At 68.6% G+C, this 23,300-nt stretch carries 20 protein-coding genes; 6 read left to right on the top strand and 14 right to left on the bottom strand.

The genetic code is table 11. The features are described 5' to 3' along the window. Positions 1-13: 13 nt before the first annotated feature. From AC1DP9_RS09900 to AC1DP9_RS09890, 3 genes are all read right to left on the bottom strand, one after another. Positions 14-1,738: an AMP-binding protein gene (locus tag AC1DP9_RS09900; protein ID WP_477107230.1), complete on the bottom strand. Its 1,725-nt coding sequence runs from the start codon at positions 1,736-1,738 to the stop codon at positions 14-16. A 31-nt stretch (positions 1,739-1,769) separates the two neighbouring features. Continuing rightward, entirely contained in the window at positions 1,770-5,075 is a 3,306-nt protein-coding gene (locus AC1DP9_RS09895; protein ID WP_477107229.1) for an acetyl-CoA carboxylase family protein, read from the bottom strand. 151 nt (positions 5,076-5,226) lie between these two features. Next, positions 5,227-6,123 (bottom strand): LysR family transcriptional regulator, encoded by an 897-nt coding sequence (locus AC1DP9_RS09890; protein WP_477107228.1) that lies wholly within the window; start codon positions 6,121-6,123, stop codon positions 5,227-5,229. Between the two features lie 113 nt (positions 6,124-6,236). Between AC1DP9_RS09890 and AC1DP9_RS09885 the strand changes: the two genes are divergently transcribed. The 5 genes from AC1DP9_RS09885 to AC1DP9_RS09865 are packed head-to-tail and all read left to right on the top strand — an operon-like array spanning position 6,237 to position 11,144. Then, positions 6,237-7,436, top strand: coding sequence for a CaiB/BaiF CoA transferase family protein (locus AC1DP9_RS09885; RefSeq protein WP_477107227.1), 1,200 nt, complete (start codon positions 6,237-6,239; stop codon positions 7,434-7,436). A 37-nt stretch (positions 7,437-7,473) separates the two neighbouring features. Further along, positions 7,474-7,935, top strand: coding sequence for a MaoC family dehydratase (locus AC1DP9_RS09880; protein WP_477107226.1), 462 nt, complete (start codon positions 7,474-7,476; stop codon positions 7,933-7,935). A 42-nt stretch (positions 7,936-7,977) separates the two neighbouring features. Further along, positions 7,978-8,979, top strand: a complete 1,002-nt coding sequence (locus tag AC1DP9_RS09875; RefSeq protein WP_477107225.1) for a tripartite tricarboxylate transporter substrate binding protein — start codon at positions 7,978-7,980, stop codon at positions 8,977-8,979. A 14-nt stretch (positions 8,980-8,993) separates the two neighbouring features. Further along, positions 8,994-10,154 carry an acyl-CoA dehydrogenase family protein gene (locus tag AC1DP9_RS09870; protein ID WP_454757961.1) on the top strand — a complete coding sequence of 387 codons (1,161 nt, stop codon included), beginning with the start codon at positions 8,994-8,996 and terminating at the stop codon, positions 10,152-10,154. 12 nt (positions 10,155-10,166) lie between these two features. Continuing rightward, positions 10,167-11,144, top strand: coding sequence for an acyl-CoA dehydrogenase family protein (locus tag AC1DP9_RS09865; protein ID WP_477107224.1), 978 nt, complete (start codon positions 10,167-10,169; stop codon positions 11,142-11,144). Between the two features lie 5 nt (positions 11,145-11,149). Here AC1DP9_RS09865 and AC1DP9_RS09860 read toward each other — a convergent pair whose 3' ends face one another. The 7 genes from AC1DP9_RS09860 to AC1DP9_RS09830 are packed head-to-tail and all read right to left on the bottom strand — an operon-like array spanning position 11,150 to position 17,008. Then, a complete protein-coding gene (locus AC1DP9_RS09860; protein ID WP_477107223.1) occupies positions 11,150-11,761 on the bottom strand; it encodes a glutathione S-transferase family protein in 612 nt (203 codons plus the stop codon). Between the two features lies 1 nt (position 11,762). After that, positions 11,763-12,740 (bottom strand): Bug family tripartite tricarboxylate transporter substrate binding protein, encoded by a 978-nt coding sequence (locus AC1DP9_RS09855; protein WP_441643732.1) that lies wholly within the window; start codon positions 12,738-12,740, stop codon positions 11,763-11,765. A gap of 41 nt (positions 12,741-12,781) precedes the next feature. Continuing rightward, the gene (locus AC1DP9_RS09850) at positions 12,782-13,732 is read right to left on the bottom strand and encodes an SMP-30/gluconolactonase/LRE family protein (protein WP_477107222.1); all 951 of its coding nucleotides are present in this window, start codon (positions 13,730-13,732) and stop codon (positions 12,782-12,784) included. A gap of 13 nt (positions 13,733-13,745) precedes the next feature. Then, entirely contained in the window at positions 13,746-14,573 is an 828-nt protein-coding gene (locus tag AC1DP9_RS09845; RefSeq protein WP_477107221.1) for an amidohydrolase family protein, read from the bottom strand. Positions 14,574-14,580: 7 nt separating this feature from the next. Further along, positions 14,581-15,588 carry a Bug family tripartite tricarboxylate transporter substrate binding protein gene (locus tag AC1DP9_RS09840; RefSeq protein WP_477107220.1) on the bottom strand — a complete coding sequence of 336 codons (1,008 nt, stop codon included), beginning with the start codon at positions 15,586-15,588 and terminating at the stop codon, positions 14,581-14,583. A gap of 36 nt (positions 15,589-15,624) precedes the next feature. After that, a complete protein-coding gene (locus AC1DP9_RS09835; RefSeq protein WP_477107219.1) occupies positions 15,625-16,437 on the bottom strand; it encodes an SDR family NAD(P)-dependent oxidoreductase in 813 nt (270 codons plus the stop codon). 16 nt (positions 16,438-16,453) lie between these two features. Further along, positions 16,454-17,008 (bottom strand): carboxymuconolactone decarboxylase family protein, encoded by a 555-nt coding sequence (locus tag AC1DP9_RS09830; protein WP_477107218.1) that lies wholly within the window; start codon positions 17,006-17,008, stop codon positions 16,454-16,456. Between the two features lie 153 nt (positions 17,009-17,161). Between AC1DP9_RS09830 and AC1DP9_RS09825 the strand changes: the two genes are divergently transcribed. Then, positions 17,162-18,058, top strand: coding sequence for a LysR family transcriptional regulator (locus tag AC1DP9_RS09825; RefSeq protein ID WP_177219917.1), 897 nt, complete (start codon positions 17,162-17,164; stop codon positions 18,056-18,058). On the opposite strand, the gene AC1DP9_RS09820 is transcribed toward AC1DP9_RS09825, so the two are convergent. The 4 genes from AC1DP9_RS09820 to AC1DP9_RS09805 all read right to left on the bottom strand — a co-directional run bounded on the left by AC1DP9_RS09820 (position 18,051) and on the right by AC1DP9_RS09805 (position 23,092). Then, positions 18,051-18,845: an SDR family NAD(P)-dependent oxidoreductase gene (locus AC1DP9_RS09820; RefSeq protein ID WP_092294700.1), complete on the bottom strand. Its 795-nt coding sequence runs from the start codon at positions 18,843-18,845 to the stop codon at positions 18,051-18,053. The two genes, AC1DP9_RS09825 and AC1DP9_RS09820, sit on opposite strands and share 8 nt — an antisense overlap. Positions 18,846-18,975: 130 nt before the next feature. Further along, a complete protein-coding gene (locus AC1DP9_RS09815) occupies positions 18,976-19,107 on the bottom strand; it encodes an MFS transporter small subunit (RefSeq protein ID WP_092294702.1) in 132 nt (43 codons plus the stop codon). A 21-nt stretch (positions 19,108-19,128) separates the two neighbouring features. Continuing rightward, entirely contained in the window at positions 19,129-20,556 is a 1,428-nt protein-coding gene (locus AC1DP9_RS09810) for an L-lactate MFS transporter (RefSeq protein ID WP_477107217.1), read from the bottom strand. A gap of 538 nt (positions 20,557-21,094) precedes the next feature. Continuing rightward, the gene (locus tag AC1DP9_RS09805) at positions 21,095-23,092 is read right to left on the bottom strand and encodes a PhoX family protein (protein ID WP_477107216.1); all 1,998 of its coding nucleotides are present in this window, start codon (positions 23,090-23,092) and stop codon (positions 21,095-21,097) included. Between the last annotated feature and the right edge of the window lie 208 nt (positions 23,093-23,300).

Genomic DNA, 23,300 nt, shown 5'->3' with positions numbered 1-23,300 from the left:
CTCTTTTGTCTTGTTAGTTCTGCTCGAACTGCGCCTGCAGTTCCACCTTGCGGACCTTGCCGGTGGCCGTCATCGGCAGTTCCGCCACCAGGCGGATCTCCGGCACCTTGTAGCTCGCCATATGCTCGCGGCACCAGTGCAGCAGGTCGTCGCCGGAAACGGCGGCATGCTCGGGGCGCAGCCGGATGAAGGCCACGGGCACCTGCCCGCGCTCCGGGTCTGGCCGCGGCACCACGGCCGAGCCGAGCACGGCCGGATGCCGGCCCAGCAGCACTTCCAGTTCGGACGGAAACACGCTCATGCCGCGCACCTTGATCATCTCCTTGCGGCGACCGAGGAAGTGGAGATAGCCGGCCTCGTCGTAGGCGCCGATGTCGCCGGTATGGAACCAGCCGTTGCGGAACACCTCGGCGTTGGCCTCCGGGCGGCCCCAGTAGCCCTTGAACAGCGAGGGCGTGCTGACCACGATCTCGCCTTCCTCGCCCACCGGCAGCACCGTGCCGGTCTCGAAGTCGCAAATCTTGATGCGCGTGCCGGGCACGGGCAGGCCCACGAAGATCGGGCGGCCGTGCAGGTCCATGTCGTCGGTCTGCATGCCGGTGGTGAAGGTGTCGCTGGTGTGCGTCTCGGTCATGCCCCAGGCACCCTCGGCCAGGATGCCGCCGGTCAGCGCCTGCCACTGGCGGCGCAGGTCCGGCGTGAGCTTGCGGATAAACGACGCCACGCGCGTGTGTTGCAGCGTGCGCAGGTCGTGGCGGGGGAGGTCCGGGTGCTGGAGCAGTTCGACGATGCTGTCCACCACCATGAAGGTCCGGTTCACGCGGTAGCGGTCCACGGCGGCCATCACGGCCGAGGGGTCCCAGCGCGCCAGCAGCACCAGCGTGGCGCCGCTGAAGATCGGGTAGATCAGGCCGAGGTTCTCGCCGGCGATCCAGAACATCGGCAGGAAGTTCAGCATCACGTCCGAAGAGGGCTGGGCCGGGTCGCGGCCCGCCTGCCCGCTGGCCACCGCCAGCGAGGCGGCGGCGGTGTAGAGCATGTCCCGCTGCGTGTGCATGCAGCCCTTCGGCATGCCGGTGGTGCCGCCGGTGTAGTTGAGCGCCGCCAGGGCGTCCAGATCCACCTGCGCGTCGCGCACGTTGCCGGTGCACAGGCGCACGGCGGTCATCAGGTCGATGGTGCCGGCGTGCTCGACGGGCGGCGCATCCAGCCCGGCGGGCACCGGCAGCGTCGGCTGGGCCGGCAGAAACTCGCCCGGCGAGGTGCGGAACACCGTGGCCACGGGCGTCTGCGCCTTCACGGCCATCAGCATCGGCACCAGCGAATCGAGCGCGATGACGGTGGTGGCGCCGGCATCGTTCAGCTCGTAGGCCAGCTCGTGTTCCTTGAACAGCGGATTGACCGGCACGTAGACCGCACCAATCTTGAGGATCGCGTAGAACACGATATGGAACTGGGGGCAGTTGCCGAGCAGCACGGCCACGCGCTCGCCCGGCCCGGCGCCGTGGCCGCGCAGCAGCTCCGCGCAGCGTTCGCTGAGGTCGTCGAGTTCGGCATAGGTCAGCGTGGTGCCGTAGTAGACCAGCGCCGGGCGGTCTGGCTGCACGCGCGCCCAGGCGCGCAGGGTGTCACCCAGGCCGATCTCGCCGTGCGGGTAGTGCGGGGCGATAGGCAGGCCAGCCGGCCAGATGCGGGCGTGGCGGGCGTCCAGGTCGGCAAAGAAGGCAGTCTCTTCCATCGTGTCTCCGGGGCGTTGGACGAACAGGGGGTTACCAGGCGTCTACATAGCGGCGCGGCGGGATGTCGCGCGGGGCGGGTTCCAGCCCTGCCAGCAGCCAGCGGCGTGTCTCGGCGGGATCGATCACGGCGTCGATCTCCAGCCCGGCGGCGGCGTTGATCGCGTGGCCGCGCTCGTACATTTGCGCTACCAGCTGTTGATAGAGCGCGTCGCGCTCGGGGCCTTCGGGCAGCGCCTCCAGTTCCTTGCGGAAGCCGAGCCGCACGGCGCCCTCGAGCCCCATGCCGCCGAACTCGCCGGTGGGCCACGAGATGGTGAAGGCCGGCGCGCGGAAGCCGCCGGCTGCCATCGCCATCGCACCGAGTCCGTAGCCCTTGCGCAGCACCACGGCCATGAACGGCACGCGCAGCTTGGCGCCGAGCACGAACAGGCGGGACACGTGCCGCACCTGCGCGCGCGCCTCGATCTCGGGGCCGACCATAAAGCCCGGCGTGTCGATCAGCGAGACGATGGGCAGCCCGTGGGTGTCGCACAGTTGCATGAAGCGCGCGGCCTTGTCGGCGGCGTCCACGTCGATAGCGCCGCCGAGGTGGCGCGGGTTGTTGGCGACGATGCCGACCGGGCGCCCCGCGATGCGCGCGAGCGCCGTATGCACGCCCGTGCCGTAGCCGGCGCGCAGTTCGAGCAGGCTGTCCACGTCGGCAATGCCCTGCATGGCCGCCCGCGTGTCGTACACGCGCAGGCGGTTTTCGGGCACTACGCCGCGCAGCAGCAGCGGGTCGGGCGCCTGCCAGCCCTGCGTGCGGCCCTGGAACATCGACAGATAGTGCTTGGCGGCCTGCACGGCAGCGGCCTCGTCGTTGACGAGCAGGTCCACCACGCCGTTCTGGAACTGCACGGCAGCGGGGCCGATGTCCTCGGGGCGATACACCCCCAGCCCGCCGCCCTCGATCATCGCCGGGCCGGCCATGCCGATGTTGGCGTCGCGTGTGGCGATGATGACGTCGCAGCAGCCGAGCAGTGCGGCATTGCCGGCAAAGCAGCGGCCCGCCGCGATGCCGATCACCGGCACCTCGCCGCTCAGGCTGGCGAACGCCGCGAACGACGGCTGGTAGAGCCCGGCCACGGTCGGGAAATCGACATCGCCGGGCCGGCCGCCGCCGCCTTCGGCAAAGATCACCGTGGGCAGCTTCTGGTCCGCGGCGACTTGCAGGATGCGGTCGGTCTTGATGTGGTTGCGCTTGCCCTGCGTGCCGGCCAGCACGGTGGCGTCATAGGCCAGCACCGCGCAGCGGGCTGCCTCGGGTGCGAAGCGGGCGCCGTTGACGCGCCCCGTGCCGGTGATCAGGCCATCGGCAGGGGTGTTGGCGATCAGGTCCTCGGCGCTGCGCCGGCTGGCCTGCGCCGCCACCGCGTAGGCGCCGTACTCGACGAAGCTGCCGGCATCGCACAGGTCCGCCACGTTCTCGCGCGCGGTGCGCTGGGCACGGGCATGGCGCTTGGCCACGGCGTCCGGGCGGGCGGCGTCGGCGAGGAAGGCGTCGCGGTCGAACACGCGCTGCAGGTCTGGTCGTACGGCGCGCGGATCGGCGCCTGCGGTGCGGTGCTGCGCTGCACCGGTGGTCTCCATCGGCTCCAGCACCAGCAGGATCTGGTTCTCGGTGGTCTGCGCGCCGGCGCCGAGGCGCACGTCGATCACGCGGCCGGCGGCCTCGGCGACGATGGTGTGCTCCATCTTCATGGCGTCGAGGATGGCCACGGTCTGGCCTGGCTGCACGATGGCGTCCTCGTTGACGCGCATCTCGACCACACGGCCGTTCATCGGCGCGCGGATGGCGATGAGGCCTTCGCCGGGCGCTGCTTCGCTGCCCGCTGCCAGCGCACTGGCCGGTACGCCGGCGGGCTGGCCGCTGGTGGCATCGCGGGTGGCAGCCGTGGCAGCGATGCGCCTCGCGTGCTCCAGCAGTTCTGGCAGGATCGCCTCGAAATGGCGCGTATGCACGTGCTGGGTGGCGAAGTCCTCGCGCGCGACCAGCGCCCGCAACAGGTCGATATTGGTCGGCACGCCGTCGATGCGGAACTCGGCCAGCGCGCGGCGCAGTCGGCGCACGGCGTCGTCGAAGCGCGGCGCGGCGGCGGTGACGATGAGCTTGGCCAGCAGTGAGTCATAGCCCGGCGGCGGGGCATAGCCGGTGTAGCCGTGGGTATCCACGCGCACGTCCGGGCCGCTGGGCGGATCGAAGCGCTCGAGCCGGCCCTGCGCGGGCCGCGCGAGACCCTGGGCGTCGGTGGCTTCGGCGTTGATCCGTAGCTGGATGGCAAAGCCGCGCGGGGCGGGCGGCGCCTGCGGATCGAGTCCCGCCTCGCGCAGCGAGCGGCCCTGCGCGAGGGCAAGCTGCGTCGCCACCAGATCCACGCCGGTGACCTGCTCGGTAATCGTGTGCTCGACCTGAAGGCGCGGGTTCGCTTCGATAAAGACGAAGCCGCGCGGCTCACCGGCTTCCGTGGTCTCCACGAGGAACTCGAACGTGCCGAGGCTGCGATAGCCGACCTCGCGCGCCATCACCGTGGCGGCATGGAGGATGCGCTCGCGCAGGCCCGCCGTGAGCACCGGGCTCGGCGCGATCTCTACAAGCTTCTGGAAGCGCCGCTGCAGCGTGCAGTCGCGCTCGCCCAGCGCCACCACGTCTCGCCCATCGCCCACGATCTGCACTTCGATATGGCGCGCGCGCTCGACCAGCCGCTCCGCGTAGATCTCGTCCACGCCGAAGGCGCTGCGCGCTTCCGAGCGGCAGCGCGCGTAGGCTTCCGCGAGCGCCTCCGCCTCGCGCACGATGCGCATGCCGCGCCCGCCACCGCCGCCCACGGCTTTCAGCACGATCCCGTTGCCTTGCTGGGCGTGGAAGAACGCCGTGATGGCGTCAAGCGTGGCACCACCGGGCGTGGCGGGCATGACCGGCACGTCGCAGCGCCCCGCCAGTGCCAGCGCGCGGCCCTTGTCGCCGAACAGCCCAAGCTGCTCGGGCGTGGGGCCGACGAAGACGATGCCCGCATCGGCGCACGCCTGCGCAAAGTCGGCCCGCTCGCTCAGGAAGCCGTAGCCGGGGTGAATCGCATCGGCGCCGGTGGCGCGCGCGGCGCCGAGCATCGCGTCGATATCGAGGTAGGCCGCCGGGCCGCTGCCCGGTAGCGCCACCGATTCGTCGGCCAGCATGCGGTGGCGGCACTGGGCGTCGTCGGCGGCGTAGACGGCCACCGTGGCGATGCCAAGATCCTGGGCCGCCCGTTGGACACGCAGCGCAATCTCGCCGCGATTTGCAATCAGAAGCTTCTTCACTGGCTGGATTCCCGAGGTTGACGACGTGGGATGCAAGCCAGACTGTAAGGGGCGGCGGCCACCGGTCACAACGTGAATCGGACACGCATGGCGCAAGTTTCATTACGGCCATGCACGGCCTGTATGACCGGTGCTGCGCTGCGGAACGGCGCTAGCCGTCCTGCATCATGCCCCGCGCCACGGTGGTGAAGTGCTGCACGTGGCGGTCATCGGCGCCCTCGCGCGTGGCCAGCGCAATGCCGATGCGCGCGGCGGGCCGGGGGCTCGACAGCCGCAGGAAGCGCACGCGCCGATTGGTGTAGCGGGCCGTCACGCCGGGCACCAGCGCCACGCCCAGGCCGCTTTCCACCAGACTGACCATGGTCTGCACCTGCACCGCCTCCTGCGTCACGCGCGGCACGAATCCGGCCTGCTGGCACAGCAGCATCGCCACGGCCTGCTGGTTGGGCACCTCGGCGCTCGGATGCATGATGAAGGGCTCGTCAGCCAGTGCCTTGAGCGCGATGGACTCCTGCGTGGCGAAGCGGCTGTCGGCCGGCACGGCGGCCACGAAGGTGTCTTCTTCTAGTGGTGTGAGCGTGAAGGGGCCGGCGCTCAGGATCGGGAAGCGCACGAGGCCGGCATCCACCTGCCCGCGTTCGAGCCGGTCCAGGATCGAGGCCGATGTCGACTCATGCAGGATCAGTTCGATGCCGGGATGCGCCGCGCGGAAGGCCGGAATCAGCCGGGGCAGCAGCGCGTAGGTAGCCGAGCCGATAAATCCGACGCGCAGCGCGCCGCGTTCGCCATGTGCGGCGGAGAGCGCAGCCGCCCGGGCCTGATCGGCGTGGAACAGCGCGCGCCGGGCATCGGCCAGCGCCGCCTCGCCGGCCTGGGTGAGGCGCACGCCGCGCGTGGTGCGCACGAACAGCGGCGTGCCCAGATCCGCCTCCAGCTTGCGGATGGAGATCGAGAGCGGCGGCTGCGCCATATGCAGGCGCTCGGCCGCCCGGTGGAAGTTGCCGGTTTCGGCGAGCACGACGAATTGCTGGAGCTGGCGCAGGTCCATGGCGAGATGGCGATATCTAATCGATATCGGTTCCTAAAAAACTAATATTAGACGGAAAGGGTTCGCCAGCGGTAACCTCGTCGCTCAAAGCCAAAAGATATAAGGAGACGCCCATGCTGCCGCTGTCAGGCATTCGCGTGGTAGACCTGTCCACGGTTGTGATGGGCCCGTACGCCAGCCAGTGGCTGGCCGACCTGGGCGCCGAGGTCATCAAGGTGGAACCGCCCGAGGGGGATTCCACGCGTCGCACCGGCCCCGCCACCGAAGACGGCATGTCGGCCATCTTCCTGGGCGTGAACCGCAGCAAGAAGAGCGTGGTGCTGAACCTGAAGCTGCCCGCAGCGCAGGCCGCGCTGCACCGGCTGCTGGCCACGGCGGACGTCTTCATGCACAGCATGCGGCCGCAGAAGCTGGGCAAGCTCGATCTGGACCCCGCCAGCGTGATGGCGCGGCATCCGCAACTGGTCTACGTGAGCCTGCTGGGCTTTGCGGAGGATGGCCCCTACGGCGGGCGCCCCGCGTACGACGACATCATCCAGGGCCTGTCCGGCAATGCCGCGCTGATGGCCGCGCAGACCGGCACGGTGCGTTACTTCCCGACCATCGCAGCGGACAAGACCAGCGGGCTGGTGGCGGCGCTGTCGATCTCGGCGGCGCTCACCGGGCGCGCGCGGCAGGGCGGCAAGGGCTCGATGGTGGAAGTGCCGATGTTCGAGTCGATGGTGGCCTTCAATATGGTCGAGCATCTCTACGGCCAGCATTTCGAGCCGCCGCGCGGCACCGCCGGCTATCCGCGCGTACTGGCGCCGCTGCGCCGGCCCTACCAGACCGCCGACGGCCACGTCTGCATGATGCCGTACACCGACGCGCACTGGCGCGACTTCTTCCGCAGCGCCGGTCGCGACGATCTGGCCGCCGACGCGCGCTTCACCGACATCGCGGCGCGTACGCGCCATATCGAAACCCTCTACGAAATCACCGGCGAACTGGTGAGGGAACGCTCCACGGACGACTGGCTCGAGATCTGCGAGAGCCTCCAGATTCCCGTGGCGCGCGTGAACGACCTCGATGAGCTGATCGATGACCCGCACTTGAAAGCCACCGGCTTCTTCGAGCAGGTTAGCGATCCGTCGATGGGCACGCTGCGCTTTCCGGGCGCGCCGGTGCGCTTCGACGGCGAGCGCGCCCGCGCGGCGCTGCCGCCACGGCTCGGCGAACACACGCGCGCCGTGCTCGGCGAGGCTGGGCTGGACGCGCAGGACATCGACGCCCTGACGCGCGACGGCGCGGCGTTCGCGGCCAAGCCGCGCTGATACCCCCATTCCAAACAAGATCCACAAGGAGACGAACATGACCCAAGCACAGCCCAAGCGCCTCGGGCAGGGCTACTACTGGCAGGACATCGAGGTCGGGCAGGCTTTCGAGACCTTCCGCCGCACCGTGACGGAGACCGATCTGGTCAACTTCATCTCCACCACCGGCATGCTGGAGGCCATCTTTATCGAGGCCGGCTACGAGGGCGGTGCGATTCAGGGCCGCCCGGTGCCGGCCGCGCTGACCTATGCGCTGATCGAGGGCTTCATCCTGCAGACCATGATCCAGGGTACCGGGCTGGCGATGCTGGAACTGACGCAGAAGATCCACGGCCCGGTGGTGGTGGGCGACACGATCCGCGCCACCGTGACCGTGACCGGCATCCGCCCGACGTCGAAGAGCGGCCGCGCGGTGGTGGATTCGAGCATCGAGGTCTTCAACCAGCGCAACGAGCTGGTGATGACCTACACCGCGCGCCGTCTGCTGGCAGGGCGCTAGCCCGCCGGCGGCGGCCCCCACGCATACCCAGGAGGAGACAACATGCCAGTTCAGAGCAAAAATGCCAGGCATCACCCCACGCTGCGCCGCATCTGCGCCGTAGCCGCGCTGGTCTGCGCGCCGGCCGCCATGCCGGCGCACGCGGCGGAATTTCCCGATCATCCGATCAAGCTCGTGGTGCCGTTCCCACCGGGCGGCCCGACAGACCTCGTCTCGCGCGTGATCGCCAAGAAGATGTCGGAAGACCTCGGCCAGCAGGTGGTGGTGGACAACCGCCCCGGCGCCAACGGCAATATCGGCGGCGAGATGGTCGCCAAGGCGCCCGCCGATGGCTACACGGTGCTGTACAACACCTCGTCCATCGCACTGAGTCCGGCGCTGTACAAGAAGCTGCCCTACGACGTGAAGCGCGACTTCGCGCCGGTGGCGATGACCGCCATGGTGCCGCTGGTGCTGGAGGTGAACGCGAAGGTGCCTGCGAACACCGTGGCCGAGTTCGTCAGCTGGCTCAAGGTCAACCCGGGCAAGATGACCTACGGCTCGGCCGGCAACGGTAATGTCACGCATCTGGCCGCTTTCCTGTTCCTGCAGGCCAACGGGCTGGACGCGGTCCACGCACCCTACAAGGGCAGCGCGCCGGCCCTGACCGACCTTGCCGGCGGGCAGGTGCAGTTCATGACGGACACGATCAACTCGTCGCTGCCGTTCATCCGCGACAAGCGCATGAAGGCGCTGGCGGTGACCAGCCTCACGCGCAGCTCGCAACTGCCGGACGTGCCGACCGTGGCCGAGACTGTCATGCCGGGCTTCGAGGTGGGCGCCTGGCAGGGCATGATGGTGCCGGCCAAGACGCCGCCCGAGATCGTCAAGAAGCTCAATGCCGCCACGCTGAAGGCGCTGGCCGCGCCCGAGGTACGTGCCAGCCTGGCCGCGCAGGGCGCCGAGCCGCGCGGGACCAGCCCCGAGGCCTACGGCAAGTACGTGGCCCAGGAGCTGGATCGCTGGCGCAAGGTGGTCAAGGATTCCGGCGTCACGCTGGACTGAAACAGGAGTTCGATGTGAGTGCGCTGTTCGCAACGTTCCAGCTCACGGCGCTGCCGCCGCAGGCTGCGGCCTTCCGTGCCGAGGTCAAGGCCTTTCTCGCCGAACATCTGCCCGCGCTGCCGCCCGATGTGCGCGCGCGCTCGTGGATGGGCTTCGACGCCAGCTTCAGCCGTGCGTTGGCGCGGCGCGGCTGGGTAGGGATCACGCTGCCGGCGGCCTACGGCGGCGCCGGACTCGACGCCTTTTCGCGCTTCGTGCTCGTGGAGGAGCTGCTGGCATGCGGCGCGCCGGTCTCCGCGCACTGGATCGCGGACCGGCAGAGCGGGCCGCTGATCCTGCGCTACGGCAACGATGCCCAGCGCGCCTTCTACCTGCCGCGCATCTGCCGGGGCGAGGCGTTCTTCTGCATCGGCATGAGCGAGCCGAACGCCGGCTCCGATCTCGCCAGCGTCAGCACGCGCGCGGTGCCGCTGCCGGAAGGCGGCTGGCGGCTGAACGGCCGCAAGATCTGGACGACCAATGCCGACCGCTGCCAGTACATGCTGGCGCTGGTGCGCACCTCGGGTGAGGCGGGCGACCGCCAGAAGGGCCTGTCCCAGGTCATCGTGGACCTTGCCGCGCCGGGCATCACGATCCGGCCGATCCACGACCTGGCTGGCGACGCGCATTTCTCGGAAGTGAGCTTCGAGGATGTGACCCTGCCGCCCGATGCGCTGGTGGGGCAGGAAGGCGCGGGCTGGGAGCAGGTCAACGCGGAGCTGGCTTTCGAGCGCAGTGGCCCGGAGCGGCTCTATTCGAGCGTGGTGCTGCTCGATGCATGGATTGCCGCGCTGCGCCGGCTGCCGTCGATCCGGCGCGACACGGTCACCGTCGGCCGGCTGGTCGGCCGGCTCGCCACGCTGCGCGCGATGTCGCTGGCGGTGACGGCGCGGCTCGCCGCCGGGGAAAGCCCGCTGGTGGAGGCCGCGCTGGTCAAGGACCTCGGCACCGAGCTGGAGCAGTCGGTGGGCGCGCTGGCCGAAGCGGCGCTCGGGGAGGATCCGGAACTGGCCGCCGACACGGCGCTGTATCGCACGGCGGCCTACGTCAGCCAGATTTCGCCGACCTATTCGCTGCGGGGCGGCACCCGCGAGATCCTGCGCGGCATGATCGCGCGCGGGCTTGGCCTGCGCTGAAGGAGTTTCGAGATGGATAACGCCTATTCCGACGCGCTGACGGCCCTGCTGCGCGACCACTGCACGCCGGCGCATGTGCGCGCCGTGGAAGCGGGGCAGGGCGCGGCGTCGCTGTGGAACGTGCTGCGCGACAGCGGCTTTGCGGACTGCCTGCTGCCGGAGGACGCCGGTGGCGCGGGGCTCTCGCTGGCGGACGTCGCCCCGCTGTTCTTTACGATGGGCTGGCACGCGATGCCGTTGCCGCTCGCGCAGACGATGTTCGCGCGGGCCGTGCTGCACCGGGCCGGCATCGAATTGCCGGAAGGGCCGATCGCGCTGGCGACGTTTGACGGCGCGCCGCGCACCCATGCGCCGTGCGGGGCCGCCGCCGCGTGGTTCCTCGTGCAGGACGGCGGTCAGGGCGCGCTGGTCGCCCGCGAGGCAGCGGACGTATCCGAGACCGGCGTGCACGGCGACCTGACGGTCTCCATCGGCCGCTCCCCGTCAACGACCTTTCCGCTGGCGCCGGGGCTGCTGCGCACGTTGGGCGCCTGCCTGCACGCCGCGCAGATGGCCGGCGCGATGGCGCGCGTCTTCGACATGACCTTGCAGTACGCCAACGACCGCGCGCAGTTCGGCCGGCCCATCGGCAAGTTCCAGGCGATCCAGCATCAGGTCAGCGTGATGGCCGAGCAGGTGGCGGCGGCGCGCGTGGCGGCGCAGATCGCGTGCGCGTCGGACGACGCCTGGCCGGACCGCATGCGCGCAGCGGTGGGCAAGCTCAATGCCAGCGAGGCGGTGACCCCGGTGGCCGGCAGCGCCCACGCCGTGCACGGGGCGATGGGCGTGACCGAGGAATACGACCTGCAACTGTTCACGCGCCGCCTGCACGCGTGGCGGCTGGCCGATGGCTCGGAGCGCTACTGGGGCCGGGAGATCGGCGAAGCGGCCTGCGCGGCGGATGCCGGCACGGTCGACCTGATCCGGTCTTGGAGTACCGACGCGGCTTGACGCAGCTACGCCGACGGCACGGTCTCGCGCATCGACACACGCTGGTCGAATGTGGCAAACCACTGTGCCAGCGCTGGCGCCTGTGCGCGCCAGTCAAGTTCCTGAAAGCGGAAGTCGAGATAGCCCAGCGCGCAGCCGATGGCGACATGCCCGAGCGACATGGGCGACTCGCGCAGGATGGCCGCTTCGCCGTCGAGCACCGCCAGCGTCGCCGCCAGCTTGGCGGCCCAGGCGTCAAGGATGGGTGCCGATTGCTGCGCCGTCGGGCGTAGCCGCTCGTTGCGCCACAAGACCAGCAGATCGGTCAGCCCATGGCCGACGCCGTGCCAGCGCAGCGCGCGCAGGCGGGCCGCGCGCTCCTGCGGCACCAGCGCCGAGCCGGCCGCGAGGTATTCGCAGATCAGCGTCGATTCGGACAGCACGCCGCCGTCCTCCAGCACCAGCGTCGGGATCTTGTTGAGCGGGTTCACGCCCATCACGTCTGCGTTGCAGGCGGTCATGGCCACCACGGCGTCCGTGCAGCGGATGCGGTCGGCGATGCCCAGTTCGTGCGCGGTCACCATCACGCGCCGCACGAACGGCGAGCGGGGCGACCAGTACAGTGTCATCGTGCCCATGTCATTCTCCGTGGATGTTGTGTTCCTTGACCACGCGGCCCCACTTGGCGGTGTCGTTGCGGATCAGCGTGGTGAACTCGGCGGCGCTGCCCGGGGCGGGGACCAGACCAAGTTGTTCGAGGTTTGTGCGCACGCCGGGGTTGTCGAGCGTGCGGCGCAGGGCCTCGTTCACGCGCTTCACCACATCAGGCGGCGTGCCGGCTGGCCCCATCATCCCGTACCAGTTGCTGGCCTCGACGTTGGCGATGCCCAGCTCGCCGAGCGTCGGCACATCGGGCAGGAAGCCGAGCCGCTTCGGCGCCGCCACGCCAATCGGCCGCAGCCGCTTGCTGGTGATGAACGGCATCAGCCCGGACGCATCGCCAAAGAACGCATCCACCTGACCGCCGAGCGTGTCGGTGATGGCTGGTGCAGCGCCCTTGTACGCCACGTGCAGGAAGTTCACGCGCGTGGCTGCCTTGAACAGCTCGATGGTCATATGCGGCATGCTGCCGACGCCGGTGGACGCCAGGCTCGGCGGCTTGGCCGCCTGCTGCGCCTGCTTGACGAATGCCGCAGCGTTGGCGGCGGGCGCGTCGGGCTTCACGACCAGCACTTCGGGCGTGTTCACCACCAGCGAGATCGGCGTCAGGTCCTTCTGCGGGTTGTAGGGCAGGCTGGCGTAGAGCGACGGGTTGATGACGATGGCCCCGGCGCTGGTCAGGAACAGCACCGAGCCATCGGTGGGCGACTTCGCCACGAAGCTCGCCGCGATGGCACCGTTGGCGCCGGGGCGGTTGTCGATGACAACGGTCTGCTTGAGTTCGAGTTCCAGCTGGCGCGAGATGGCGCGCGCCAGCGAATCAGCAGGGCCGCCGGCCGGGAATGCGACAACGAGCCGCGTGATGGGCGCCGCGTGGGCGACGGGTGCAGTGGCAAGGGTGGCCAGCGTGGCCAGGGCCGCGAGCGCGAACGCCGGGGCAAGCATGCGGATGCGCATGGGGGTCTCCTCCAGATTGACAGGGTCAGTGGCGCGCGGGTCTAGCCGCCCACGGCGCCTTGCGTGTTGACGTACAGCGAATAGATCGACGTGCAGGACGCCATGAACAGCCGGTTGCGATGCCGCCCGCCGAAGCAGAGGTTGGCGCAGCGCTCGGGCAGCGAGATATGGCCGATGGCCTCGCCCTGCGGCGAGAACACGCGCACGCCGTCCAGTTCCGGCGTGCCCATGCCCCAGCCGCACCAGAGGTTGCCGTCCACGTCCACGCGGAAGCCGTCCGGCGTGCCCGGGCCTGCATCGACCAGCACGCGCGATTCGCCGAGCCGGCTGCCTTCGCCGCTGACCTGGAAGGCGCGGATGCGGCGCGGGCGGGCGCGCGATTCGATCACGTACAGCGTGGATTCGTCGGGCGAGAAGGCCAGGCCGTTCGGTCCGCTGATGTCGTCGGCCATCACGGCGGCGGTGCCGGTGGCGGGGTCGAAGCGGTAGACGCGCTCGGGCTGCTCGGCTTGCGCGCGCTCGCCCTGGTAGTAGCCGGCGATGCCGAACGGCGGATCGGTGAACCAGATCGAGCCGTCGGACTTCACCACCACGTCATTGGGCGAGTTGAGCGGCTTGCCGTCGACGCTGTCAATCAGCACCGTGATGCGCCCGTCATACTCGGTGCGCGTGATGCGGCGGCCACCGTGCTCGCAGGTGATCAGGCGGCCCTGGCGGTCACGCGTGTTGCCGTTCGCATGGCCGGAGGGCGCGCGGAACACGCTGACCGCGCCGGTCTCCTCCTCCCACTTCATGATGCGGTTGTTCGGGATGTCGCTCCAGAGCAGGTAGCGGCCATCGCCGAACCAGACCGGGCCTTCGTTCCAACGCCCGCCGGTGGCAATACGCTCCACGGCGGCCAGCACCAGGCGGTAATGCTCGAAGGCGGGCTGCAGGACCTGGACGGCGGCGTCCGGATAGCGGCCGATGGGCATGCGGTCGTTGTCGTGCATGGGGGTTCCTGTTTCAGGCATAGAGCCGGGCGGGGTTGTGGCGCAGCACGGCGTCGGCGGTGGCGGCGTCGCCGCACAGCGCGCGAATCCAGTCCAGCAGTTGCGCCTCGTCGGGCCGGGGATAGCGGATGTTCGGATGCGGCCAGTCGGTGCCCCAGATCGCGCGGTCCGGCGCGGTGTCCAGCAGGGCGCGCGCCACGCGCACGGCATCGAGATAGGGCGCGATGCCATCGGTGATGCGGTCAGGCCCGGAGAGCTTGATCCACAGGTGGGGCAGGGCGAGGGTCTCCTGGAGCCGCGCGAAGCCGGCATAGGCCACGCCGTCGCGCGCCTGCACGCGTGCCATGTGGTCGATCACGAGCGGTACGCCCAGCGGGGCCAGCACCGCGAGCGCGCCCAGTACATCGTCGATCTGGCCGTGTAGCAGCGCGTGCCAGCCGTACGGGCGAATCCGCTCCAGCACGGCGCGCATCTGGCCCATGTCCGGCGCGCCGCCGAGGTGGGACATCAGGCCGAGGCGGATACCCCGCACGCCGCGCGCCGTCATGTCGGCTAGCTGGGCTTCGTCGATATCGGGATCGATGGTCGCGATGCCGCGATAGGTGCCATCGGCCGTATCCAGCGCGGCAAGCAGCGCGCTGTGATCGTTGCCATAGCAGGCGCCCTGCACGATCACGCCATGGGCGATGCCCAGCGCGGCGTGGATCGCCCGGATCTCGGCAAACGGCGCGGGCGGCGGCGTGTAGATGGGGTTGGGGGGCAGCGGATGGGCGTCGTAGGGGCCAAAGATATGGAAGTGGCAGTCCCAGATGCCCGAGGTGCTGGCGGCAGAAGTCGGCATATTGGTGTCAGTCGGAGCGCGCGCCGGTTTCCTTGACCACGCGGGTCCAGCGCGCATATTCGTTGCGGATCAGCGCGCCGTACTGCTCTGGCGTGCCACCGGTGGCTTCGGCGCCCTGCGCGTGCAGTGCGGCGAGCGTGTCGGGGTCCTTCAATACGGCGGCCACCTCGCGGTGAATCCGTGTGACGACGGTAGTGGGCAGGCCGCGCGGCGCCACGATGCCCTGCCACGTGCCGGAGTCGAACCCGGGCGCGATGGTTTCGGCCAGCGTGGGCACATCGGGCAGCACGGAGACGCGCCGCGCCGTGGTGGCCGCAATCGCGCGCAGCCTGCCGTCCTGGATGAACGGCAGCGCGGCGTTGAGGCTGCCGGACATCATGAAGTCCAGCCGGCCGGAAAGCAGGTCTGGCAGCGCGGCGGCGTTGCCCTTGTAGGGGATATGGTTGAACTGCGTGCCCGTGCGCGCGGCAAACAGCACGCTGGTCAGGTGGTCGATGGTGCCGTTGCCGGACGAGCCGAAGCTCATCTGCCCGGGCCGCGCCTTCAGTTGCGCGAGGAAGTCCTTGGGCGTGCGGATCGGCGAGGCGGCGTTGACGATCACCACCAGCGGCACCGTGGCCACGTACGCCACCGGCGTGAAGATCTCGGTCGGATTCAGCGCGGGCTTCTGGAACAGCGCCGGCGAGATGGCGATCGACGAGCTGTTGTAGAGCAGCGTGTAGCCGTCCGCGGCGGACTTGGCGACCTGCTCCGCCGCGATATTGCCGCCCGCGCCGGGCCGGTTCTCGACCACGACCTGCTGGCCCAGCCGTTCCCCAAGCTTGCGCGCGATCACGCGGGCGATGATGTCGGTGGGGCCGCCCGGCGAGAACGCCACGACCATGCGGATCGGCTTGTCGGGGTAGGTGTCGGCCTGGACGGCCTGCGTGAAAGAGGGAAGGCCGAGGCTGGCCGCCAGGAACGTGGCCAGCAGGATGCGTCGCCGGGAAGCGGCGGCGCGCGGTGTCGATGCCATGAGCGGGTGTCTCCTCTATCTGTTTTTATATGCTGCTCAGTCGCAGCGCACGCTCATCCCGCCATCGACGACGATCTCGGTGCCGGTGACGAAGCGTGCTTCGTCCGAGGCGAGGAACAGGGCTGCGTTGGCGGTGTCGCGCCCGTCGCCCATGAAACCGAGCGGGATGCGGGCCTGGCGTTGGGCCAGCAGCGCGTCCACGTTGCCGCCGGCGCGCTGGCCGGCCAGGCGGGCTTCGACCATCGGCGTATGCATCTGGCCGGGAATCACGGTGTTCACGCGTACGCGTTTCGGGGCGTACTGCACGGCCACCACGCGCGAGAACTGGATCACGGCGGCCTTGGCCGAGGCGTAGCCCACCTGCGCGGCGCCAGTCCAGCGGATGCCGGAGGTGGACGCGGTGTTGACGATGGCGCCGCCGCCCTGTGCCTCCATGTGCGGCAGCACGGCCTTGCAGGTCAGGAACACGCTCTTCAGGTTGAAGTCGAGCTGGGCGTCCCAGGTCTCCTCGCTCAGTTCCACGGGGCCGCCCTTGGCCGAGCCGCCCACGTTGTTGACCAGCACGTCCACCCGGCCGAAGCGGGCGATACAGGCCTCGACCATGGCGTTGACCGCGGCGGCGTCGGTCACGTCGCAGCAATGGGCTTCCACGTCGCCGTCGATGGCGCGCACGCGCTCCAGGGTTTCGGCCATGGCGTCGGCGCTCTTGTCGACGGCGAAGATGCGCGCGCCTTCCTCGGCAAACCGCACGGCAACGGCGCGGCCGTTGCCCCAGCCCGGGCCGACGCAGCCCGCGCCGGTCACGATGACGACTTTGCCTTCGAGTCTCTTGGACGATGTGGATGACATGTTTCGGGATTCCTGTTCAGAGCGGATCGAGTTCGCTGGGCGTGCCTTCGGGCGGCACCACCTCGAACGCGTTGATGGTCATCGAGATCAGCGTGTAGTAGCCGGCGAGGCCGACGAGGTCCACCACGCCGTCCTGGCCGAGCACGTCGATGGCGTGCTTGTAGAGCGTGTCGGGAATGCGGCGCGTCTCGTCGAGGCTCTGCATCACGGCATGGACCACGGCCTCGTCCTCGTTGGCGAAAGCCGGGGTGCGGCCGGTGCGGATGGCTTCGACCACCTCAGGCTGCACGCCGGCCTTCAGCGCCAACGGCTTGTGGGCGTACCACTCGTACTCGGCGCGCCAGGCGCGGGCCATGCAGAGGATGGCCAGCTCGGACAGGCGCGGCGGCAGGGAGGAGTCGTAGCGGCAGTACTGGCCCAGCGCCTGGGCGGTGGCGGCGAGCTGGGGGCGTTGCAGCCAGACCGCCAGCGGTCCGCGGACGCCACCGCGCGGGCCGCCGGCAATGGTGTCGTGCACGGCGCGCTGGGCAGGGGTCATGGCGTCCAGCGCCAGGGTGGGGATGCGGGGCATTGCGCCTGTCTCCGGAATTGTAGGGTTGTCTTGGAATCCGGCCATTGTGCAAATGGCGTTTGGATGCGTCCAATATATTTTTGGGAACAGACTGATTCCAAAATAGAATGACTGGCGCCGCTGTCCGGTGGCGCACGCAAGGGGGCGGGAAGCATGAAAGCGACGATGGAGATTCGGGACCTGCGCATGTTCATGGCGCTGGCGGAGGAACTGCATTTCGGCCGCGCGGCGGAGCGGCTGCGCATCTCGCAGCCGCCGCTGACCAAGCACATCCAGCAGCTCGAGGAACAGCTCGGCGTGATGCTGTTCGACCGCAACAAGCGCAGTGTGCGGCTGACGCCGGCCGGCGCGGCGCTGGTGCAGGAGGCGCGGCGCATCCTGAATCAGGCCGAGGTGGCCTTGCAGGTGGTGCGGCGCGCACAGCAGGGCGAGACCGGCACGCTGCGCATCGGCTTCGTGGCGGCAGTGGTCTACATCGGCATCGAGGCGCTGTTCGCCCGGCTGCATCGCGAACTGGCGGGCGTGGAAACGGTGTGGGAGGAGATGGGCTCGTCAGAGCAGGTGGAGGCGCTGCGCAAGGACCGCATCGACCTGGGCTTCGCGCAGGTGCCGATGGGGGTGGGCGAGATGGCGGCGCACCTCGTGGCCAGTGTGCCGCTGGCGGCGGCGCTGCCCGCCACGCACCGGCTGGCCGGTCGGGCGAAGATCGACGTGGCGGCGCTGGCCGACGAGCCGTTCATCGTGATTCCCCGGGAGAGCGCGCCGGGCTACTTCGACCTGACGGCGGCCACCTGCCTGGCCGGCGGCTTCAGCCCGAACTTCCGCCACTACGCCAAGCACCTGCTGTCCGTCATCAGCCTGGTGGCGCTGGGCCGGGGCGTGGCGCTGGTGCCGCGCACGCTCGGCACGGCGGCGGTGCCCGGTGTGGTGCTCAAGCCGCTCACCGGGGCGCCGGCGCACGCGCAGTACTCGGCGATCTGGCATCCGGGGAACCCGTCGCCGGTGCTGGCGCGTGCGGTGGAATTGCTGGGGGCGGGCGGCCTCAGATGATCGTATCGACCACGCCGCCATCCACCCGCAGCGCCGCGCCGGTCGTGGCCGATGCCTGCTTCGAGCACGCGTAGACGATGATATTGGCCACTTCCTCCACCGTGGCCGCGCGCTGGATCAGCGACGAGCTGCGGTGCGCCTTCACGAAGTCGGCCGCCACTTCCTCGGCGCTCTTGCCGGTCTTGGCAATCTCGTCCTTGAGCATCGCCTCCACCCCTTCGGACAGCGTCGGCCCCGGCAGCACCGCGTTGACCGTCACGCCGGTGCCCGCCAGCCGCTTGGCCAGCCCACGCGAGATGGCCAGCTGGGCGGTCTTGGTGACCCCATAGTGGATCATTTCCACCGGGATATTGATCCCGGACTCCGACGCGATGAACACGATCCGGCCCCATTTCCGGGTGGCCATGCCTTGGGCGTAGGCGCGCGAGAGCCGCACGCCGGTCAGCACGTTGACGTCGAAGAAGCGCGTCCATTCGCTGTCGGGGATGTCGAAGAAGTCCTGCGGCTGGAAGATGCCGAGGTTGTTCACGAGGATGTCGAGGTCGGGATGGGTGCCGACGAGCTTGTCGCACACCGCCGCATCGACCAGATCGCCGGCAAAGCCTACCGCCTGGGCGTCTGGCACGGCGGCTTTCAGCTTGGCCAGCGCCTGTTCCACGCTGGCGCTGCTGCGGCCGTTGACGATGACGCGCGCGCCGGCCTCGGCGAGCCCCTTGGCCGTGGCAAAGCCGATGCCGGCCGTGGAACCCGTGACGAGGGCGGTCTTGCCCGATAGATCGATCTTCATGGCGACTCCATTCAACTGGGTGGAAAGGAAGGAACGGGCCCCGCGCGGGGCAACCCGACAAGTGTAGGAGGAAATGAAAAGGGCCGCGTTGCCGCGGCCCTTCCGTCACTGAGTCACTGGCTGTCCGGTATTAGTGGAACAGCTTCAGCGCCTGGGTGATGGTGTTGGACACCCCCCAGACCAGCGGCACCAGCACATAGAGCCAGAACACCGCCAGCAGACCCGTATTGGTCGGTTGCGCGTTGAGAGATTGGTTTTCCATGGATGACTCCGTTCTAGATACTTAGTGCGCGCCGCCCGCCACACCGGCCATGCCGGCCACGTCGGCGTCGCTCATGTGGTGCTTCTCGCTGACGCGCGAGACCAGCAGGTTGGCCAGGAAGCCGATAACCAGCAGGGCGGCCATGATGTGCAGCGTCATGGTGTACGCCGCGCCACCGGTCACGCCGTGCGCCACCTGGTATTCGCGGATGTAGTTCACCAGCACCGGACCGGCGATGCCGGCGGCGGCCCAGGCCGTCAGCAGACGGCCATGGATGCCGCCCACGTAGGCCGTGCCGAACATGTCCGCCAGGTAGGCCGGGATGGTGGCGAAGCCGCCGCCGTACATCGACATGATGACGCAGTAGGCCAGCACGAACAGCGCGATGCTGCCGGCGCCACCCAGTTGCGGCACCAGCCAGTACAGCACGGCACCCAGCGCGAAGAACACGAAATAGGTGTTCTTGCGGCCGATCCAGTCCGACGACGAGGCCCAGAAGAAGCGGCCGCCCATGTTGAACAGCGACAGCAGGCCCACGAAGCCCGCGGCGGCAGCCGGGGTGACCGAGCCCTTGAAGCTTTCCTGGATCATCAGCGAAGCCTGGCCGAGCACGCCGATGCCGGCGGTCACGTTCAGGAACAGCACCACCCACAGCAGGTAGAACTGGGGTGTTTTCAGCGCCTGGTCGATGTGCACGTGGTTACGCGTGATCATCTTGTTGGTGGTGACCGGCGGGGTCCAGCCAGCGGGCTTCCAGCCGGGCGGCGGGACGCGGATGGCCAGCGAGCCGATGGTCATCGAGATGAAGTAGCCCACGCCCATGACCAGGAAGGTCTGGGTCACGCCGACCGAGGTGGCGCTCTTGAAGGTGTTCATCAGCGCCACGGACAGCGGCGCGGCGATCATCGCGCCGCCGCCGAAGCCCATGATGGCCATGCCGGTGGCCATGCCGCGGCGGTCCGGGAACCAGCGGATCAGCGTGGAGACCGGCGAGACATAGCCGAGGCCGAGGCCGATCCCCCCGAGCACGCCGTAGCCGAGGTAGAGCAGCACGATCTGGTGCGTATAGACCCCGAGGGCCGAAATCAGGAAACCGCCGCCGAAGCAGCAGGCCGCCGTGAACATGGTCTTGCGCGGGCCCACGCGTTCCAGCCATTTGCCGGCGAAGGCGGCGGAAATGCCGAGGAAGAAAATGGCCAGCGAGAAAATCCAACCCAGCGTGGTCAGTTTCCAGTCGTCAGCCGCGGATTCGGTAATACCGATGACCTTGGAAAGGGGGGCATTGAATACCGAGAAAGCATAGGCCTGGCCAATGCAGAGGTGCACCGCCAGCGCGGCGGGCGGGACCATCCAACGGGAAAATCCCGGTTTGGCGTAGGTCGCTTCCTTGGAAAAGAACGGCGCTCGCCCGTAGGACGGGCTGCCACCATCGTTGATCACGCTGCTCATGTTGAACATTCTCCGGGACATGGGAATACCGGGTAGTTCGTCCCCACTGGCCTGGCGCGCCCGGCTGCTCTGGCGGCAGCGCGGTTGACCCCGTCACGCCCTGGACGAATTACCCCCAGAAATGTCGGTGCCCCCGGGCTTTGAGAGGGTTTGTGGCCCCGGGGCGGTCCGACAATTACTACACGGTGGAAACGGGGGCCGCACACACCGGACGTGCGTGCGCAACGGACCTGGGGGGGCCGGCATCGAGGGCGAAGGAAGGCGTGCTGCGTCCCGTTTCGAAATGACTCATTTGGATTTCCAGATTGGGGCGTGCAATATATGTCGCGAATAACATATATCACCGTGGAAAATATTATTCGCCGAACCTTATCCGCCCTTATTCAGGACTTCAATAGGCTAAAGATGACATATTCCCGTTGCGCGTGAATTGCTGGCGTTGATCGGGAATTGGACTGGATGGTGCCCTGGGGGCGTGGGATTTTTGCCACATGACCGGGCCACCCGGCAGTGCGGATGGCCCGGGTACATCAGGACATCAACCCAGCTTGACGCTGGTGGCATCCGCGGTCAGGTAACCGACGGCGGAGCCGAACTTGTCCTTGTAGTTGGCACGCACGAGCGGATCGAGCGTGGTCTTCACGCCGGCGGGCATGGTGCTGATGAATTCACCCGCGTGCTGGAAGTTGCTCATGATGTAGGTCCAGCCGTTGAGTTCGTCCACGGCGTGCAGGCCCGTCGACTCGCCGCCAGACGGCACCGACATCAGGCGGCTCAGCTTCTTCGTATCGATGTTGTACGCCCACAGGAAGTTGTTGGCGTGCTGGCCGCTGTCTTCGCCGATGAACAGCGTGCGCAGCTTTTCCGAGAACTTCAGGTTGTCCGGGTTGCCGATCGTTTCCGGATCCGCCGTGTTGCCCAGCGCGTCAGCGGCGATGTCCTTGCCGGCGATCAGCGCCTTGGTGTGCACCGGCACCCATTCGCTGCTGATGGCAGCGCCGCTGGTGTCGGTCTGGCCACCGGTCAGGTTGTGCTGCATCACCACGCCGGCCTTCAGCGCGGCCGGCACGCTGATGTTGCTGGCGGCGTTCCAGCCCTTGGCGTTGTTCAGCACCATCGAGTCCTGAACGTTCTGCAGGGCGGAATAGGCGATCTTGTCCTTGATGTTGACCGTGGTGCCTTCCATCTTGGTGAAGCCCATGCTGCCGCCGGCCAGGTAGGCGTAGCGGTGGGTTTCCAGGAACGCGGCGACGTGCTCCTTGCCCGGCACGACCTTGACCCACTGGGCAATGCCGTTCGCGAAGATCTTGGTGTAGCTGGCGTCCACCGGATCCGCCCACTTCACGTCCATGATGTCCTGCGGACGGTGCGACTTGGCCATGGCTTCCACTTCGGCGCTGGTGGCGTGGCCGAGCTTGATCCAGGTCAGCGCGGCGCCAGCGGCGGCCGGATCGACCGAGAAGCCCGAACCCACCTTCGCCACGTACAGCGTACCGGCGGACAGGTCCTTCTCCTTGTCGGCGATGAACATGAACATGGCGCTGTTGGTGGCGTCATCGCCCATCAGCACGGTGCGGTTGTCCGGCATCACCTGCACGAGTTCGTGCGAGATGCGGCCCAGGCAGTAGTGCTTCCTGATCGAGCCCGTGCCGTCCGCGTTCACCGTGACTTCCGGCAGGTGGCCGTACAGGTACGGGTTCAGCGGAATGCTCGCGTTGCCGTACAGGTTGGTGGAGTACTTGGCGTACTGCGCGATCAGGGCGGCGTCCGTGGTCCACGGGTCCGGCTCGTACTCTTCGCTGGAAAGGTGGGTGTTCCACGGCGACAGGCTCGCGCCGCAGGTAATCCACAGGCCGTTGGCGCTGGAGGTGTCGACGTTGTGGTACTTGACCAGCGACAGCTTGCCGGTGGTCGGGTTCTGGTCGAGCGTGAGGATGGCGATCGGCGACGGCAGGCAGCCGTAGGTGCTCACGCCGGCCTGGTCGGCCGTGTTGTATTCGAACTGGACCACGGCGAACACGGTGTTGCCGGTCACGCCGGCCACCTTGGCGCCATCGATCTTCAGCAGCGACGTGCCGTCCGGCGAGTCGGAGAAGAACTGGCGTTCCTTGCCGGCCACCGAGACGTCCGTGATCGGTTGGTTATTGATGTTGACGTAGCCGCCGGCCAGGATCTTGCCGCCGTTGCCGTCAGGCACCTGGTCGCCGGTGATGAAGAACGGCTGGTAGGCCAGCTTGTAGGTCTGGCTGGTGCCGTCGCTCATGGTCACCTTGAGCGACGAGCCCACCGTGGTGGTGGACATCGCGGCCGGATCGGCCAGCGTCGGCGCGGCCATGCCCGTGAATTCGGCGGAGGCGAACGTCGCGGGGGTGGCGCCCGGCGTGGCGGGCGTGTTCGGCGTACCCGGCGTGGCAGCGTCGCTGTCGCCGCCGCAACCGGCCAGCAGGGAAATGGAACCCATGCCCAGCGGCAGCATCGGCGCGCCGGCGAGGAGTTTCAGGGCCTTGCGGCGCGATGCGTTGAGTTTGTCCAGCATTTTCTCGTCCTTTTTTGTGTGGTCGGCAACCCGATGGCAAGGCTCGCCATGTCGCCGAGTGGGAACGACCTCTAATCGTTCAGGCCGGACGCCATGCTATGAACGGAGTGTGACAAGGTGTTGAAAGCGCAATAACCATCACTTGAATGCGCACCCTGGGCGTCGCAAAAGTGCAAAAAAGGTGGGCGATCATGGTCGCCCCAAATGT

The sequence above is a fragment of the Cupriavidus sp. 01L43 genome (assembly GCF_056399925.1).
Note: the sequence above shows the minus strand (reverse complement) of the source record. Positions and strands in the feature narration are given on the sequence as shown.

What these genes read in the sequence shown, in the direction of transcription:
- AC1DP9_RS09900 (WP_477107230.1), bottom strand. Translation starts at nt 1,738, where the DNA reads ATGGAAGAGACTGCCTTCTTTGCCGACCTGGACGCCCGCCACGCCCGC.
- AC1DP9_RS09890 (WP_477107228.1), bottom strand. Translation starts at nt 6,123, where the DNA reads ATGGACCTGCGCCAGCTCCAGCAATTCGTCGTGCTCGCCGAAACCGGC.
- AC1DP9_RS09885 (WP_477107227.1), top strand. Translation starts at nt 6,237, where the DNA reads ATGCTGCCGCTGTCAGGCATTCGCGTGGTAGACCTGTCCACGGTTGTG.
- AC1DP9_RS09880 (WP_477107226.1), top strand. Translation starts at nt 7,474, where the DNA reads ATGACCCAAGCACAGCCCAAGCGCCTCGGGCAGGGCTACTACTGGCAG.
- AC1DP9_RS09875 (WP_477107225.1), top strand. Translation starts at nt 7,978, where the DNA reads ATGCCAGTTCAGAGCAAAAATGCCAGGCATCACCCCACGCTGCGCCGC.
- AC1DP9_RS09865 (WP_477107224.1), top strand. Translation starts at nt 10,167, where the DNA reads ATGGATAACGCCTATTCCGACGCGCTGACGGCCCTGCTGCGCGACCAC.
- AC1DP9_RS09860 (WP_477107223.1), bottom strand. Translation starts at nt 11,761, where the DNA reads ATGGGCACGATGACACTGTACTGGTCGCCCCGCTCGCCGTTCGTGCGG.
- AC1DP9_RS09855 (WP_441643732.1), bottom strand. Translation starts at nt 12,740, where the DNA reads ATGCGCATCCGCATGCTTGCCCCGGCGTTCGCGCTCGCGGCCCTGGCC.
- AC1DP9_RS09850 (WP_477107222.1), bottom strand. Translation starts at nt 13,732, where the DNA reads ATGCACGACAACGACCGCATGCCCATCGGCCGCTATCCGGACGCCGCC.
- AC1DP9_RS09845 (WP_477107221.1), bottom strand. Translation starts at nt 14,573, where the DNA reads ATGCCGACTTCTGCCGCCAGCACCTCGGGCATCTGGGACTGCCACTTC.
- AC1DP9_RS09840 (WP_477107220.1), bottom strand. Translation starts at nt 15,588, where the DNA reads ATGGCATCGACACCGCGCGCCGCCGCTTCCCGGCGACGCATCCTGCTG.
- AC1DP9_RS09835 (WP_477107219.1), bottom strand. Translation starts at nt 16,437, where the DNA reads ATGTCATCCACATCGTCCAAGAGACTCGAAGGCAAAGTCGTCATCGTG.
- AC1DP9_RS09830 (WP_477107218.1), bottom strand. Translation starts at nt 17,008, where the DNA reads ATGCCCCGCATCCCCACCCTGGCGCTGGACGCCATGACCCCTGCCCAG.
- AC1DP9_RS09825 (WP_177219917.1), top strand. Translation starts at nt 17,162, where the DNA reads ATGAAAGCGACGATGGAGATTCGGGACCTGCGCATGTTCATGGCGCTG.
- AC1DP9_RS09820 (WP_092294700.1), bottom strand. Translation starts at nt 18,845, where the DNA reads ATGAAGATCGATCTATCGGGCAAGACCGCCCTCGTCACGGGTTCCACG.
- AC1DP9_RS09815 (WP_092294702.1), bottom strand. Translation starts at nt 19,107, where the DNA reads ATGGAAAACCAATCTCTCAACGCGCAACCGACCAATACGGGTCTGCTG.
- AC1DP9_RS09810 (WP_477107217.1), bottom strand. Translation starts at nt 20,556, where the DNA reads ATGAGCAGCGTGATCAACGATGGTGGCAGCCCGTCCTACGGGCGAGCG.
- AC1DP9_RS09805 (WP_477107216.1), bottom strand. Translation starts at nt 23,092, where the DNA reads ATGCTGGACAAACTCAACGCATCGCGCCGCAAGGCCCTGAAACTCCTC.